The 14508-nt window shown below is 30.7% G+C and carries 17 protein-coding genes and 1 other RNA gene; 7 read left to right on the top strand and 11 right to left on the bottom strand.

The genetic code is table 11. The features are described 5' to 3' along the window. Positions 1-139 precede the first annotated feature (139 nt). Together dnaX and IM755_RS08320 are read right to left on the bottom strand one after the other, a co-directional pair. Positions 140-1213 carry a DNA polymerase III subunit gamma/tau gene (dnaX, locus tag IM755_RS08325; protein WP_194095671.1) on the bottom strand — a complete coding sequence of 358 codons (1074 nt, stop codon included), beginning with the start codon at positions 1211-1213 and terminating at the stop codon, positions 140-142. A gap of 109 nt (positions 1214-1322) precedes the next feature. Further along, positions 1323-1631, bottom strand: coding sequence for a hypothetical protein (locus IM755_RS08320; protein ID WP_194095669.1), 309 nt, complete (start codon positions 1629-1631; stop codon positions 1323-1325). 125 nt (positions 1632-1756) lie between these two features. Here IM755_RS08320 and rnpB point away from each other — a divergent pair. Next, positions 1757-2079, top strand: an RNA gene (gene rnpB, locus IM755_RS08315) — RNase P RNA component class A. Positions 2080-2092: 13 nt separating this feature from the next. Here the strand turns inward: rnpB and rsmD are convergent. The 3 genes from rsmD to IM755_RS08300 are packed head-to-tail and all read right to left on the bottom strand — an operon-like array spanning position 2093 to position 4225. Continuing rightward, on the bottom strand, positions 2093-2671 hold the full coding sequence (rsmD, locus tag IM755_RS08310) for a 16S rRNA (guanine(966)-N(2))-methyltransferase RsmD (protein WP_194095667.1): 579 nt from the start codon (positions 2669-2671) through the stop codon (positions 2093-2095). Further along, a complete protein-coding gene (locus tag IM755_RS08305; RefSeq protein ID WP_194095665.1) occupies positions 2668-3480 on the bottom strand; it encodes a DUF3822 family protein in 813 nt (270 codons plus the stop codon). Before IM755_RS08305 ends, rsmD begins: the two co-directional genes overlap by 4 nt. Next, positions 3464-4225: a hypothetical protein gene (locus tag IM755_RS08300; protein ID WP_194095663.1), complete on the bottom strand. Its 762-nt coding sequence runs from the start codon at positions 4223-4225 to the stop codon at positions 3464-3466. The genes IM755_RS08305 and IM755_RS08300 overlap by 17 nt, the downstream gene beginning before the upstream one ends. A 122-nt stretch (positions 4226-4347) precedes the next feature. On the opposite strand from IM755_RS08300, the gene IM755_RS08295 reads away from it, so the two are divergent. Together IM755_RS08295 and kdsB are read left to right on the top strand one after the other, a co-directional pair. Then, entirely contained in the window at positions 4348-5772 is a 1425-nt protein-coding gene (locus IM755_RS08295) for an ATP-dependent DNA helicase (protein ID WP_194095661.1), read from the top strand. A 27-nt stretch (positions 5773-5799) separates the two neighbouring features. Then, positions 5800-6531 (top strand): 3-deoxy-manno-octulosonate cytidylyltransferase, encoded by a 732-nt coding sequence (gene kdsB, locus IM755_RS08290; RefSeq protein ID WP_194095659.1) that lies wholly within the window; start codon positions 5800-5802, stop codon positions 6529-6531. Here the strand turns inward: kdsB and IM755_RS08285 are convergent. Both IM755_RS08285 and IM755_RS08280 read right to left on the bottom strand, forming a co-directional pair. Next, positions 6528-7232 carry a potassium channel family protein gene (locus tag IM755_RS08285; RefSeq protein WP_194095657.1) on the bottom strand — a complete coding sequence of 235 codons (705 nt, stop codon included), beginning with the start codon at positions 7230-7232 and terminating at the stop codon, positions 6528-6530. The two genes, kdsB and IM755_RS08285, sit on opposite strands and share 4 nt — an antisense overlap. Further along, positions 7232-7894, bottom strand: a complete 663-nt coding sequence (locus tag IM755_RS08280; protein ID WP_194095655.1) for a spermidine synthase — start codon at positions 7892-7894, stop codon at positions 7232-7234. Before IM755_RS08280 ends, IM755_RS08285 begins: the two co-directional genes overlap by 1 nt. A 56-nt stretch (positions 7895-7950) precedes the next feature. Between IM755_RS08280 and IM755_RS08275 the strand changes: the two genes are divergently transcribed. Beyond that, positions 7951-8505 (top strand): 1-acyl-sn-glycerol-3-phosphate acyltransferase, encoded by a 555-nt coding sequence (locus IM755_RS08275; protein WP_194095653.1) that lies wholly within the window; start codon positions 7951-7953, stop codon positions 8503-8505. 31 nt (positions 8506-8536) lie between these two features. Here the strand turns inward: IM755_RS08275 and IM755_RS08270 are convergent, their stop codons facing one another. Beyond that, positions 8537-8998, bottom strand: coding sequence for a helix-turn-helix domain-containing protein (locus IM755_RS08270; protein ID WP_194095651.1), 462 nt, complete (start codon positions 8996-8998; stop codon positions 8537-8539). A 248-nt stretch (positions 8999-9246) separates the two neighbouring features. Here IM755_RS08270 and IM755_RS08265 point away from each other — a divergent pair, with 248 nt between their 5' ends. The 3 genes from IM755_RS08265 to IM755_RS08255 are packed head-to-tail and all read left to right on the top strand — an operon-like array spanning position 9247 to position 11546. Next, on the top strand, positions 9247-10455 hold the full coding sequence (locus IM755_RS08265) for a M14 family metallopeptidase (protein ID WP_317172443.1): 1209 nt from the start codon (positions 9247-9249) through the stop codon (positions 10453-10455). Between the two features lie 57 nt (positions 10456-10512). Further along, entirely contained in the window at positions 10513-10992 is a 480-nt protein-coding gene (locus IM755_RS08260) for an Lrp/AsnC family transcriptional regulator (RefSeq protein ID WP_026726210.1), read from the top strand. Positions 10993-11036: 44 nt separating this feature from the next. After that, complete coding sequence (locus IM755_RS08255) at positions 11037-11546, top strand: DinB family protein (RefSeq protein ID WP_194095649.1); 510 nt, start codon at positions 11037-11039, stop codon at positions 11544-11546. A gap of 40 nt (positions 11547-11586) precedes the next feature. Here IM755_RS08255 and IM755_RS08250 read toward each other — a convergent pair whose 3' ends face one another. The 3 genes from IM755_RS08250 to IM755_RS08240 all read right to left on the bottom strand — a co-directional run bounded on the left by IM755_RS08250 (position 11587) and on the right by IM755_RS08240 (position 14462). Further along, on the bottom strand, positions 11587-11979 hold the full coding sequence (locus IM755_RS08250) for a DNA primase (RefSeq protein ID WP_194095647.1): 393 nt from the start codon (positions 11977-11979) through the stop codon (positions 11587-11589). Between the two features lie 87 nt (positions 11980-12066). Continuing rightward, positions 12067-13041 carry a deoxyhypusine synthase family protein gene (locus IM755_RS08245; protein WP_026726207.1) on the bottom strand — a complete coding sequence of 325 codons (975 nt, stop codon included), beginning with the start codon at positions 13039-13041 and terminating at the stop codon, positions 12067-12069. Positions 13042-13052: 11 nt separating this feature from the next. Continuing rightward, complete coding sequence (locus IM755_RS08240) at positions 13053-14462, bottom strand: arginine decarboxylase (protein WP_194095645.1); 1410 nt, start codon at positions 14460-14462, stop codon at positions 13053-13055. Positions 14463-14508 lie beyond the last annotated feature (46 nt).

The raw sequence follows: 14508 nt of genomic DNA, 5'->3' as shown, positions 1-14508 counted from the left end.
GCGATCGGCTCGCTAACTATTGGTTCTGTTTTTACAACAGGTTGAATTTCTTCAGTTGGAACTTGAGTTTTTAATGAAGAAACTTCCGAAATAGAGTAGGAGTTGTTCTTGTAATATGTAGCCGGAATGATAAATTTAGCTACTTTTTTTTTTCTCCATCAAAAGTGATAGAGGCTAATTGCATCAAACAAAGCTCGACTAAAAGGCGCTGATTTTGACTGACTTTATATTTCAAATCACACTCATTAGCTAATTCAATTCCTTTCAATAAGAAATCGTGCATCGCTTTGTGAGATTGAGCTGCATATAAACTTTGGGCATGTTCTCCCGCTTCCAATAAAGATAAAGTTGCAGGATTTTTACAAACCAATAAATCTCTAAAATGCGAAGCCAAGCCAGCAATAAAATGATGTCCATCAAAACCTTTTGCTAAAATGTCATTGTAAGCTAAAAGTAAATCTGGAATCTTATTTTCTAAAATTAAATCAGTGATTTTGATGTAATATTCAAAATCTAAAACGTTTAAGTTTTCTGTTACTGCTTGACGAGTTAAGTTATTTCCGCAATATGAAACTACTCTGTCAAAAATAGACAAAGCATCACGCATAGCACCATCTGCTTTTTGAGCAATGATGTGAAGTGCGTCATCTTCAAAAGTAATTCCTTGTTCTTTCGCAATTTCGGCTAAGTGTTCTTTCGCATCTTTAACCGTAATTCTTTTGAAATCAAAAATTTGACAACGGGATAAAATCGTTGGAATAATTTTATGTTTCTCGGTAGTTGCTAAAATGAAAATGGCATGCTTAGGTGGTTCTTCTAATGTTTTCAAGAAAGCATTAAAAGCTGCTTGTGAAAGCATGTGCACCTCGTCAATGATATATACCTTATATTTTCCGGTTTGTGGAGGTATTCTTACTTGGTCGATAATACTTCTAATATCATCAACACCATTATTAGAAGCCGCATCTAATTCAAAAACGTTAAATGAGAAATCCTCATACGGATCATCATAACCTTCTTGATTGATTTTTCGAGCTAGAATTCGGGCACAGGTTGTTTTTCCTACACCACGAGGTCCAGTAAATAATAAGGCTTGTGCCAAGTGATTCGTTTCAATAGCATTCAACAACGTATTGGTAATAGCTTGTTGGCCCACAACATCTTTAAATGTCTGCGGACGATATTTACGAGCTGATACGATAAATTGTTCCATAAATTCTATTGAAACACAAATATAGGTTGGGAAATTCCAAAAAGCAAATTCCGCAATTCAAATTGGAGGGAATCTTTATAAAAGTTATTCACAATTTGATATTTTGCTATTAAAGAGTTGTGGAATGCTTGCCTTTAATTGAAAGTTTAGCAATAGCTTCAGCATTTTTATCAGAAGAATTAGCAGAAGTTCCAGTTACAAAAACGCCTTTTAATCCATATTTAGAAACTATTCCGTAAACGGTTGCTTCATCATCTGGATTTGAATTTCCTTCGTAATGATAAATGTGGTTGATGGTATAATCTTCGGGATGCAAAATAATATCTTCTTCATTTTGATTGAAATCAAATGTAAACCCTTTCTCTCTTAATTTTATAAGCGCTTCGGAGACAGAAGCGTAGTGATAAATAGTTGACATAAGAATTAAGTATTATAAATTTGCAATCTATAAATTTACGAATATATTAGCTTTTAAAAGCTAAAGATTATGTTAAACTATGTATTAAAATTTATTTAAAACGTTATAAATTATCGTAAGTTTGCACCGCAGACCGCCTTATCGTCCCGCCTTGGCGGGGAGGAAAGTCCGGACACCACAGAGTAGCATAGTGGGTAACGCCCATCCATCGAAAGGTGAGGACAAGTGCAACAGAAAGTATGTACAGGTAATGCTGTAGTGAAACCAGGTAAACTCTATGCGGTGAAATGCCAAGTATATCAGCAGTTTCTGAGTAATCAGAATAAGGGCGACTCGTCCGATGTTGAAGGGTAGGCAGCTTGAGTTACGTAGTAATGCGTAATCTAGATAAATGATAAGGCTCCGATTTATTCGGAGACAGAATCCGGCTTATAGGTCTGCTTTTTTATTTTGTGACGATTTTATCCTTCGTCTTCCTCTTCATAATCTTCTTCTTCGTCACTTTCAAACTCGTAAAAAGAAAATACAGAACCTCCGTAACTTTTTGAAAAAGAAAAATTAGTCAAATGATCTAATTTGGTATGTTTTGAATGTTCTACAATTAACATTCCTTCTTCGTCTAAAAGTTCGTTTTCAAAAATAAGTTGAATGATTTTTTCAAAATTTTCCTGACTCAAATCATATGGTGGATCAGCAAAAATAATATCATAACTTGCTTTGCTTTTTTCTAAAAATTTGAAAACATCACTCTTAATTACACAAATATCTAAATCTAATTCCGTTGCCGTTTTTTTGATGAAATTAACACAACCCATATCACCATCAACACTAGTTATTGGTCCAGCACCACGAGAAGCAAATTCGTAACTGATGTTTCCAGTTCCTGAGAATAAATCCAAAACTTTTAATCCATGAAAATTAAAATAATTATTCAAAATATTGAATAAGGATTCTTTACACATGTCGGTTGTAGGACGAACAGGTAAGTTTTTTGGAGCTACTAAACGGCGTCCTTTGTGTTTTCCGGAGATAATTCTCATGAATGATAAAGTATAAAGTGATTTCGCAATTCTGCAGAAGAAACGTCTAAGATTGAAGCTTTGTTTGAAACATCAAGTAAAGTACAATTTCTAATGTATTGGTATGCAATTTTAAAAAACGCATCTTCTTCCGTACAATTTCCAAAAAGCTGAACCGAAATAGTTTCTGGATTTAATTGCAATTGTTCACAGGTAAACAAGATGAAATAAATAAAATCTTCTGGTGTATTGTATTGAAATGAATTGAAAAGTAACAATTGTTGATTTTTTACCACAACAATTTCAAAATGCTCTTTTTGAAGATGAATAAAAACTTGTTTTTCTTCTTTATTCTTGGACAAATCCAAAAGTTGTTTTACTAAAATAGAATTCGCATTTTGGTATTCAAAAGTTTCGTATTGATCTAATAAAAAGTTATTGATATTAACGAAAGGAACATAAACATTATTCATTTCGTAAGGAAAAATAACATCATAGATAAAAAAATCCGTTTCAAAAACTTTGGTATTGTATTGCAAATAACTTGCTAAAAAATGAACATCAAATAGGGAAGTAGGCACAAAAGTGTTCAAGTTATTATCATGAATTACCATTACTTCATCAAATGATTTTGTCAGAATGGGATAATCCACAAAGGTTCTCCACAATTGTTCTTCAATTACTTTGTTTTTTTCAAAGAGAATTGACATGCTGTTTATTACTTTGTTGGAAAGTAAATCAAATACACAAAAAGAAAGTCCACTCAAGGAAACCTGAATGGACAACTTTTTATATGTTTTTTGAGTAATGTCGTTATTCGTTATTACCATATTTTTTTGGCCAGTTTCCTGTAAGAGTAACTTCTTCTAAAGAACCTAAAATAATTTGAGGACCATTGATTTCGTCAATAGACTCTACTTTATTTTCTTGTTTTACTAATTCTTGATCTAAATCTTTTAATAAAGCATTTTTATCAATAATAGCTTGGAAAACAGAAAGATTCATGTCGTTTCTTGAAACTACACCTGTTTTCATAACTACAGGAACTTCAACTTCACCAACTTTTACAACATTTAATCTTTTGTATCTGTCAGAATTTTTAAATAATGAATCTTTTACTTTAACAGTTCCTAATTTTGTAATAATTACTTCATCTTTAAAGAAACCACCAACTCCGTCAGCACCAACTTTAATACCAAAAGCAGCATTTTTAGCAGCATCAATTACAGCAGTATCTCTTCTTGAAATAATTTCAAATTCGCCATTTTCAACAAATTTCACTAATTCATCAAAAGTGTCAGCATATTTTCCATGAACAGACTTGTAACCTGTTTGTAATTTTTTAATGTCTAACATTGTTTTAACAGCTACTTCGTAGCGAGCTTCTTTTTCATTTTGAAACTCGATTGGTTTCATAATCGAAGCGTATATTAAATATACAAGAAAAAGAGAAATTCCCCATAATACAATAGTGAATACTTTTTTATTTCCTGGAGTAACAAATTTGTCAATTAGTTTAACCAACGCAAAGATTAAAATAATTAATACGACTAAATAAATAGCAATTTCTAACATTTGATTAATTTATTTTTAGTTAAATAGGTACGCAAATCTACAATTTTTTTTTCTACACAAAAGAATTTCTTGTAAAAATCATTCAGTATATTTGAAAAATTAATATTGGCCAAATCTTTTTTATGACTTACAAGCTGTTTTACAATTTATTACAAAAGAATTTTCCGCATCAACCCACTCTAAAACAGGATATTTTTTTTCAGAAAATTGCCGATTTTATTTTGAACTCGACGTCTGATGATATTTTTATCCTCAAAGGTTATGCCGGAACAGGTAAAACAACTATAATTTCTACTGTTATTAATAATTTAGGCGATATTAATATGAAAGCTGTATTACTAGCACCAACAGGTAGAGCAGCAAAAGTAATCAGTAATTATTCTGGAAAACCTGCATATACGATTCATAAGCGAATTTATTTTCCCAAAAAAAATAAAACAGGAGGAGTAAGTTTTACTTTGCAACAAAATAAATTTAAAAATACTCTTTTTATAGTTGATGAATCTTCTATGATTTCGGATAATAATCAAGATTCAAAATTGTATGAAAATGGTTCGTTGTTAGATGATTTGTTTTTTTATGTGGATGCTGGGAATAATTGCAAACTCTTATTAATAGGTGATACCGCTCAGTTGCCGCCTGTAAATATGAGTGTGAGTCCAGCTTTGGATATTGACTCGCTTTCGCTTCATTACCAAAAAAATGTACATCATATTGAGTTGGATGAAGTGATGCGTCAAGCGGAGCATTCTGGCATTTTGTACAATGCTACCCAATTACGAGAATTATTGCATTCGCATTTTATTGATACGTTCCAATTCAAATTAAAAGGGTTTAAGGATATTGTTCGCTTGCAAGATGGTTACGAAATTCAAGATGCCATTCATCAAGCGTATGATAATTATAGCATAGAAGATACCGCTTTTATTTTGCGTTCGAATAAAAGAGCGAATCAATACAACCAACAAATTAGAGCCTCTATTTTGTCCAAAGAAAGTGAAATTTCTACTGGAGATTATTTAATGGTAGTTAAAAACAATTATTTTTGGTTACCCGAAAATTCTGAAGCCGGATTTATTGCTAATGGTGATATTGTCGAAATTCTAGAAATCAGAAAAATTCAAGAACTGTATGGATTCAAATTCGCTACTGTAAAAATCAGAATGGTGGATTATCCAAACCAAATTCCGTTTGACACCGTTATTATGTTGGATACGATTATGAGCGAATCACCTTCGTTGACATATGAAGAATCGAATAAATTGTATCAAGAAGTGTTGTTGGATTATGAAGAAGAACGCCAACAATATAAAAAATTACAGAAAGTAAAAGAAAACCCTTATTTCAATGCGCTTCAGGTGAAATTTTCGTATGCAATAACGTGTCATAAATCGCAAGGTGGTCAATGGAAAACCGTTTTTGTAGAACAACCATATTTACCTGATGGAATTGATGTAGATTATGTCCGTTGGTTATACACTGCCATCACACGTGCCGAAGAAAAATTATATTTAATCGGATTTAAGGATGAGTTTTTCGAAAATTAATACTTTTGTAATCAAACAAAATCAAACATGAAAATAATAGCTGTAATTCCCGCTCGATATGCTTCCACACGTTTCCCTGCAAAATTAATGCAAGATTTAGGAGGCAAAACTGTAATTCTCAGAACGTATGAAGCAGCTATTTCTACGAATTTATTTGATGATGTTTTTGTAGTGACGGATTCCGATTTGATTTTCAACGAAATTATTTCGAATGGAGGAAAAGCCATCATGTCAATAAAAGAACACGAAAGCGGAAGCGACAGAATTGCAGAAGCTGTTGAACATATGGATGTTGATGTTGTAATTAACGTTCAAGGCGATGAACCTTTTATCAATAAAAAACCTTTAGAAGAACTAATTGAAGTTTTTAAAAACGATTTAGAAAAGAAAGTCGATTTAGGCTCTTTGATGTTTCAAATAGTTGATAAAGAAGAAGTTAACAATCCAAATAACGTAAAAGTTATAACAGACCAACAAGGTTTTGCGTTATATTTTTCGCGTTCGGTAATTCCTTATCCTAGAGAGGAAAATGTTGGAGTGCGCTATATGAAACACATTGGAATTTACGCTTTTAGAAAAGAAGCTTTAATGGATTTTTACCGTTTACCTATGTTATCGTTAGAAGCTTCTGAAAAATTAGAACAACTTCGTTATTTAGAATACGGAAAACGTATTAAAATGGTCGAAACTTCTCATGGAAGCATCGGAATTGATACTCCAGAAGATTTAGAAAAAGCTAGAAAATTGCTAAAAAATTAATCTGTTTTATCACTAAAATAGCCTTTTGTTTTAATTTTTGATGAGAAAAAATTCATAAAAAGAATAACAAAAAACAGAAATAAAAACACTTGCAAAATTGTGAAAACTTTACCTATTGTTGCAACAGGATAATATTCTCCATAACCAATGGTAGATGAAGTAACAAAACTATAATAAACGGCATCAAACCAATTATTTAAAGGTGCATTCAAGTAATCTCCAGTTCTGTAAAATACTGCAAAAGCTAAAACAGATTCTAAATAATTGAAAAATAGCAACAACATTGATCTTTTATAAGAACGAGGTTGGGAAAACAAATCAGAAGCAAAAATTAGGGTTGGAATGTACAAAACCGTCTCTAAAAGAATATAAATCAATATAAAAACCACAAAGTGATTGGTTTGCCAATTATTAACAAGAATTAAAATAGGAAATACAACTTTAGCCAAAATATAAAAATCCATAGCCAAATCTTTGTATTCGTACCCCAGTTTATTTGCAAAATGTTTGATATATATGCCTGGAAATAGGAGTTGGGAAGAAGATAAAAACAAGCGAACGATTTTTTCAATTCCGTTATCTTCTTCATGATCATTGTTCCAAATAGCTCTAATATTTAGAATTGTTTTTTTTAATGGACTAAAATTATGGTGGTTGAGTTTATTAACTTTTCCAACTAATAATTTTTTAACTATGCTCATTACGATAATTTTTTAATGGTAAACAATTCGTTGTGCACTTCAATTTTTGGATACAATCTTACCGAATAATTAGTATCAAATTTATTTTTATAATCAACATTTCTTCTTCTATCTTGATAACCTAAAACCATAGTATTAAACAAGATAAATCCATTTACGTTAAGTAAAAAGTTAATACGATTAATAAAGAAATCTTCAAATAGAAAGTTGGGCATTGTAGTATCTTGAAAAATATCAATAATAATTAAATCGTATTTTTCTTTGGTTTTTAAAACAAATTCAAAAGCGTCGTCATTTACAATTGAAACATTGTTATAGTTTCCTAATCCAAAATATTTCTTTGCTAATTCAATCACATCAGCATCAATTTCTACTCCTGTGATTCTACCTTTAAATTTGATTTCTTTTTTTAGCGTTTCAATTACACTTCCGCCAGCAACTCCTAAAACAAGTATAGAATTGAAATTCTGAATTCGTTCGTAGCCTATATATTTCAATCCTTTTTTAAGCACACGTTGTAAGCTTCCGAAGGAATAATTGGTATTCTCCGAATCCAAAACCAAATACCCATTATTCCAGGTAACTTCTAGATTTTTACTGTAAACCGATTTCTTTTGATGAATTTTTATAGGTAATAAAAAACTCAATACGCGCTTAATCATGTAATTTTGTTTGTAATCGTAAATATAATTTTATTTTTGTCTCAAAATAGTCTCTAATGAAACAAATTATATACAAATTTATTTTCTGCCAAATTTTTGGTTGGAAAGTAATCGGTACAATTGCACCAGAAGTTAAAAAATGTGTGTTAATAGCCGTTCCACACACTAGTTGGTGGGATTTCTTTCTAGGAATTTTCTCTCGAGGAATTCTAAATTTAGAAATTAACTATGTTGCTAAAAAGGAATTATTTGTATTTCCTTTTAATTATTTCTTTACGTGGACAGGAGGAACACCTTTAAATCGTCAAAAAAACGAGAATAAAGTAGATACTATCGCAAAAATATTTAATGAAAAAGAAGTTTTCAGATTAGCTATTGCTCCAGAAGGTACAAGAAAAAAAGTAACCGAATGGAAAACAGGTTTTTATTACATGGCACTAAAAGCAAATGTTCCAATTATTCCTGTAGCGTTTGATTACGGAAGAAAACAAGTGGTGTATCACGAACCATTTTACCCAACAGGAAATATTGAAGCTGATTTAAAATTTTTAAAATCGTATTACAAAGATGTAATTGGTAAAATTCCTGAAAAAAGTTTCACGGATATTTAAAAATAGAACTCTGGAGCAATTCAGAGTTTTTTTATGCTTTGTAGTTTTTAAACGTTCCATTTTTAAAAAACACTACAATACGCTCAATTTCTTCGTCAGAATTATTTTCTGTTCTAATCGATTCTACAGGATTAGGTTCTGGAAGAATAGGAGTAATTCTTTTTTCTACAGTCGAAAATAAATCAAGTTCTGAATTAGTGTTTTCTAGAAATGGTTGTGAAGGAGATTTCTTTTCAGTTTCTAAAACTGTCGTCACTACATTTTCTGATTTTGGAAAATTTCCTTTTCCATTCAAAATCCAATACAAATCTACTTCAGGGAAAACTTCAATTACTTTGATGATAAAATCCAAGCTAGGTTTATTTCTACCAGAGAGTAGGTGAGACAAACTTGATCGCTGCACATTGATTTTATCAGCAAAAGCAGAAGCTGATAAATTGTAATAATCGAGTATGATTTCTAACCGTTTAATAAAATCATCAATGTTTACCATTGTAAATAGCTGTTTTGAATTAAAGAGTTACAAATGTAAACAAAGCAAAAGAAATATACAAGTTTACAGATGTAAATAGTACAAATACAATTTAATTTAAACTTTACATAGAATAGCATAACTAATTGATTTTAAATAATTAGAAACTAAATATATTAACATATTTAATATTGTAAATTAATGCAATAGAAGTCAATGTAAGGAGTAATTAAACCCGTTTACAAAAGTGAATTTTATTGTAAATTTAAATGTTTACAAATGTAAAAAATAAGTTGTTTACATTTGTAAATCAAAAGAAAGCCATGGATTATTTACAATTAGCAACTCAATATTTAGAACCAAAACTAAAAGGAAAGTATATTCATTTAGATACTATTTTACCTATTTTAAAATCATTAAATTCAGATTTTGAAATTACAGAAATTGGAAAATCGGTTCAAGGAAGAGTTATTCATCAAGTAAAAATTGGAAATGGAACTACCAAAATTTTGATGTGGTCTCAAATGCACGGAAATGAATCAACAACTACAAAAGGTTTATTTGATTTCTTTAATTTTTTACAATCAGATAATGAAATAGCAAAAAGAATTAAATCGGGTTATACCTTAATATGCATTCCTATGTTAAATCCAGATGGTGCTTTCTTGTATACGAGAGAAAATGCTGATAAAGTAGATCTAAATAGAGATGCTTTTAATACTACTCAACCTGAAATGCAAATCTTGCATAGTGTTTATAAAAATTTTCTGCCAGATTACTGCTATAATTTACATGATCAGCGAACTATTTTCGGTACAGAAGACTTTAATTTACCTGCAACGGTTTCTTTTTTATCACCAGCATATAATGAAGATAGAGAATATAATGAGGTGCGTTTAAAAGCAATTCATATAATAAACAATATGAATAATGCGTTACAACTTTATATTCCAAATCAAGTTGGGCGTTTTGATGATGGTTACAATGTCAATTGTACAGGTGATTATTTCACAACGCAAAACACTCCAACGATTTTATTTGAAGCTGGTCATTATAAGGATGATTATAATAGAGATATTGTAAGAAAATTTATTTTTATTTCGCTTTTAAGTTCATTTAATGGAAGTTACGAAAACGTTATAGTTGATAAAGAATTGAATAATTATTTGAAGATTCCTCAAAATAACAAATGTTTTTATGATTTTATTTATAAAAATGTCAAAATTATTGATAATAATGTTGAAAAAATAATTAACTTTGCAGCTCAATATACTGAAGTAGTACAAAATGATCAGTTAAAATTTGTGGCAACTATTGCTAAAATAGATGATTTGCAAAATTTTAAAGGTCATTTAGAATATGATTGTGAAGAAGGTTTGTTTTCAAGTAATGGGATTCACTTTCCTGTTTTAGAAGAAAAAGCTGATTTTTTTATCAATAATTTAACAGAATTTAACAATGGTGTAAAAATTATTTGATAAATTTGCTTCAGATTTGAATAAAAATCAAAAAATTAACAAATATTATAAGCACTTATGAGTAAGTTTCGTTTAGATGAAGTAGATCATCAAATTTTGGACATGTTGATTGATAACACGAGAGTTCCTTTTACAGATATTGCAAAAAAATTATTAATTTCTGCAGGAACGGTACATGTTAGAGTGAAAAAAATGGAAGATGCAGGAATCATTCAAGGTTCTTCTTTAACATTAGATTATGAAAAATTGGGATATTCTTTCATTGCTTATGTTGGAGTTTTCTTGCACAACACGTCTCAAACTAAATTCGTTTTAGAGCGTATCAATCAAATTCCATTCGTAACTGTTGCTCACGTAACTACTGGAAAATTTAATATTTTCTGTAAAATTAGAGCTAAAGATACCAAACACGCTAAAGAAGTTATCTTCATGATTGACGATATTGAAGGTGTGTACAGAACTGAAACCATGATTTCTTTAGAAGAAAGCATCAACGACAAAAAACGATTGATGCATACGATTTTTAAAGAATTGTAAAATACTAAAGCCTCTTAGTGAGGCTTTTTTTATATCTTTAAGTTATGAAAAATTTACAATCTAACGAATTTGCTCCTTATTATGAGAATTATATCAAATTAGTTCCAGAGCAAGATATTATAAAAGGACTTACTAAGCAAAAGGAAGAAATGTTGCATTTCTTTAAATCGATTCCTGTTTTTAAGCATGAATTTCGTTATGCAGAAGGGAAGTGGACAATTAAAGATATTATTCTTCATTTAATTGATGCGGAAAGAATATTTGCGTATCGTGCTTTACGTATCGCTAGAAATGACAAGACTGCTTTACCAGGTTTTGAAGAAAATGATTATGTTGTTGCTGCAAATGCTAATAATAGAGAATATGAAAATCTATTAACAGAATACGAAACAGTAAGAAATGCTTCTATAAGTTTATTTGAAACTTTTACAAGTGAAGAATTACTTCGTTTAGGAATAGCTTCAAATAATAGTGTTTCGGTAAGAGCAATTGGATATATTATGTTGGGTCATGAATTGCATCATAAAAACGTAATTTTAGAAAGATATTTATAATAAAAAAAGGGATTCAATTTGGAATCCCTTTTTTTATGTATTAATCTTCATCGTCTTCGTCAGCATCATCATCATCGTCTCCGTCTTCTGAGTCTTCAATATCGTCTGAATCATTTGAATCGTCTTCATCATCATCGTCTTCATCGATATCTAAGTCTTTTAAAGCTCCGATTTTTTCATCTGGTACTACTACAACATCATCTTCGATAATATCATCTTCATCATAGTTTTCGATTCTATCAGCAAGTTTAGTACTTACTTTTACTAAGTAAATAGTATCTTCTGTACGAACTTCTACAGCTTCAACAGTTTCATTCTTAGCATTTTTAAAACGAATAACATCCGAATCATCATATCCGTCAGGAAATTTCTCAACTAGTAAGGTTAAGATTTCATTTGTTAATTTTGCGTAATCAACAATAACTCTTTTCATTGGGTAGGTTTTAATCTTGTAATTTCGTCAAATGTAATATCCTTAGCTTATATTTTCAAGTAAAATTTAATATTTTTTTTAAAAATTTTACCAGCCTAAAACGTAAGCAAACATCAACGGCGCAACTATCGTAGCGTCAGACTCTACGATAAATTTAGGCGTTGTAATATCTAATTTACCCCAAGTAATTTTTTCGTTTGGAACAGCTCCAGAGTACGAACCATAACTAGTTGTTGAGTCAGAAATCTGACAGAAATAGCTCCAAAATGGCACATCATGCATTTCCATATCTTGATATAACATTGGAACAACACAAATAGGAAAGTCTCCTGCGATACCACCACCAATTTGGAAGAAACCAATTCCTTTTCCTTCGCAATTTTTTGTATACCAATCCGCTAACCACATCATGTATTCTACACCACTTTTCATAGTTGTAGCTTTGAACTCACCTTTGATACAGTAAGATGCGAAAATATTACCCATTGTACTATCTTCCCATCCTGGAACTACAATTGGTAAGTTCTTTTCAGCAGCAGCTACCATCCAAGAATCTTTTGGATCGATTTCGTAATATTGCTCTAAAACTCCTGAATTGATCATTTGGTACATGAACTCATGTGGAAAATAACGTTCTCCTTTTGAATCGGCGTTGTTCCAAATATCAAATAAATGTTGTTGTAATCTTCTGAAAGCTTCTTCTTCAGGAATACAAGTATCAGTTACACGGTTATAGTGATTTTCCAATAAATCCCATTCTTCTTGTGGTGATAAATCTCTGTAATTTGGAACTCTTTTGTATGAATTATGAGCTACCAAGTTCATGATATCCTCTTCTAAATTAGCTCCAGTACAAGAAATAATATGTACTTTATCTTGACGAATCATTTCGGCTAATGATTTTCCTAATTCAGCTGTACTCATAGCACCCGCTAATGTAATCATCATTTTTCCGTTGTCTAATAAATGCTCTTCATATCCTTTTGCTGCATCTACTAAAGCGGCAGAGTTAAAGTGAAGATAATGTTTCTCGATAAACTGACTAATTGGTCCTTTGCTCATTACTTTTTATTTTATTGTTCTTTTTTCTTGTTGTATCCTAAAATTTCTAAAACGTCTTCGGCTTTCTGTTGCTCTGAAAATACTTCGGTAGCAATAATTCCGTTTTTGTCTTTATCAATTAAAATGTGTTTTGGTTGTGGTAAAATGCAGTGACTTAATCCGCCAAAACCTCCAATAGTTTCTTGATAAGCTCCTGTATTAAAGAATCCGATGTATAATGGTTTTTCTTTGTTGTATTTTGGTAAATAAACCGCATTCATGTGTTGCTCTGAATTGTAATAATCATCACCATCACAAGTAAGTCCTCCAAGTAAAACCCGTTCGTAAGTATCATTCCAGCGATTCACCGCCATCATAACGAAACGTTTGTTAATTGCCCAAGTGTCTGGTAGAGTAGTGATAAAAGAAGAGTCAATCATGTTCCAATTCTCTCTATCATTTTGTTTCTTTTGATATAACACTTGGTACAAAGCACCACCTGATTCACCAACAGTAAACGAACCAAATTCTGTAAAAATGTGAGGAACAGCTACTTCAGCTTCGTCACAGGCAATTTTGATTTGGTTTAAGATTTCGTCTACCATATATTGGTAATCGTAATCAAAAGCTAATGAATTTTTGATTGGGAATCCACCACCAATATTCAAACTGTCTAAAGTTGGACACTCTTTTTTTAATGCAATGTACACTTTCATACATTTTAGTAATTCGTTCCAATAATAGGCTGTATCACGAATACCTGCATTAATAAAAAAGTGAAGCATTTTTAACTCAACTTTCTTATTATCTTGAATTTGTTTTCTGTAAAATGGAAGAATGTCTTTATAACCAATTCCTAAACGCGATGTATAAAACTCAAATTTTGGCTCTTCTTCGGCTGCAATACGAATTCCGATTTTGAATTTTCCTTCTATTTCTTCTTGAAGTAAATCTAATTCTTCGAAATTATCAATTACAGGAATGGTATTTTTGTGTCCGTTGTTGATTAGACGTGCAATGTTAGTAACATATTGATCACGTTTAAATCCGTTACAAACAACGAATGTATTTTTATTGATTTTTCCTTGTTCCATCAAACTTTCAACAATATTAATGTCAAAAGCAGAAGAGGTTTCAATATGGATGTTGTTTTTTAAAGCTTCATTTAAAATGAACTCAAAATGTGAACTTTTTGTACAATAGCAATAGAAATACTTAGCTTCATAGCCGTGCTTTTCCATTGAATTTCTAAACCACATTTTAGCACGGTTGATGTTTTGGGAAATTTTTGGTAAATAGGTAAACTTAAGTGGTGTACCATATTCTTCTACTAATTTCATTAAATCGATGCCGTGAAATTGAAGATTGTCTTTGTTTAAGGTAAATTCTTCTTGTGGAAAGTAAAAAGTCTGATTAATTAAGTCGTAATATTTTGTGTTCATTTTGAAAAATAAGATTAAAAATTAAAAAAGTTCAAATGTTTACCTG

It is taken from the genome of Flavobacterium proteolyticum (genome assembly GCF_015223105.1).
GTDB lineage: Bacteria > Bacteroidota > Bacteroidia > Flavobacteriales > Flavobacteriaceae > Flavobacterium > Flavobacterium proteolyticum.
The sequence above is the reverse complement of the archived record's forward strand: the minus strand, read 5'-3'. Positions and strand labels throughout refer to the sequence as shown.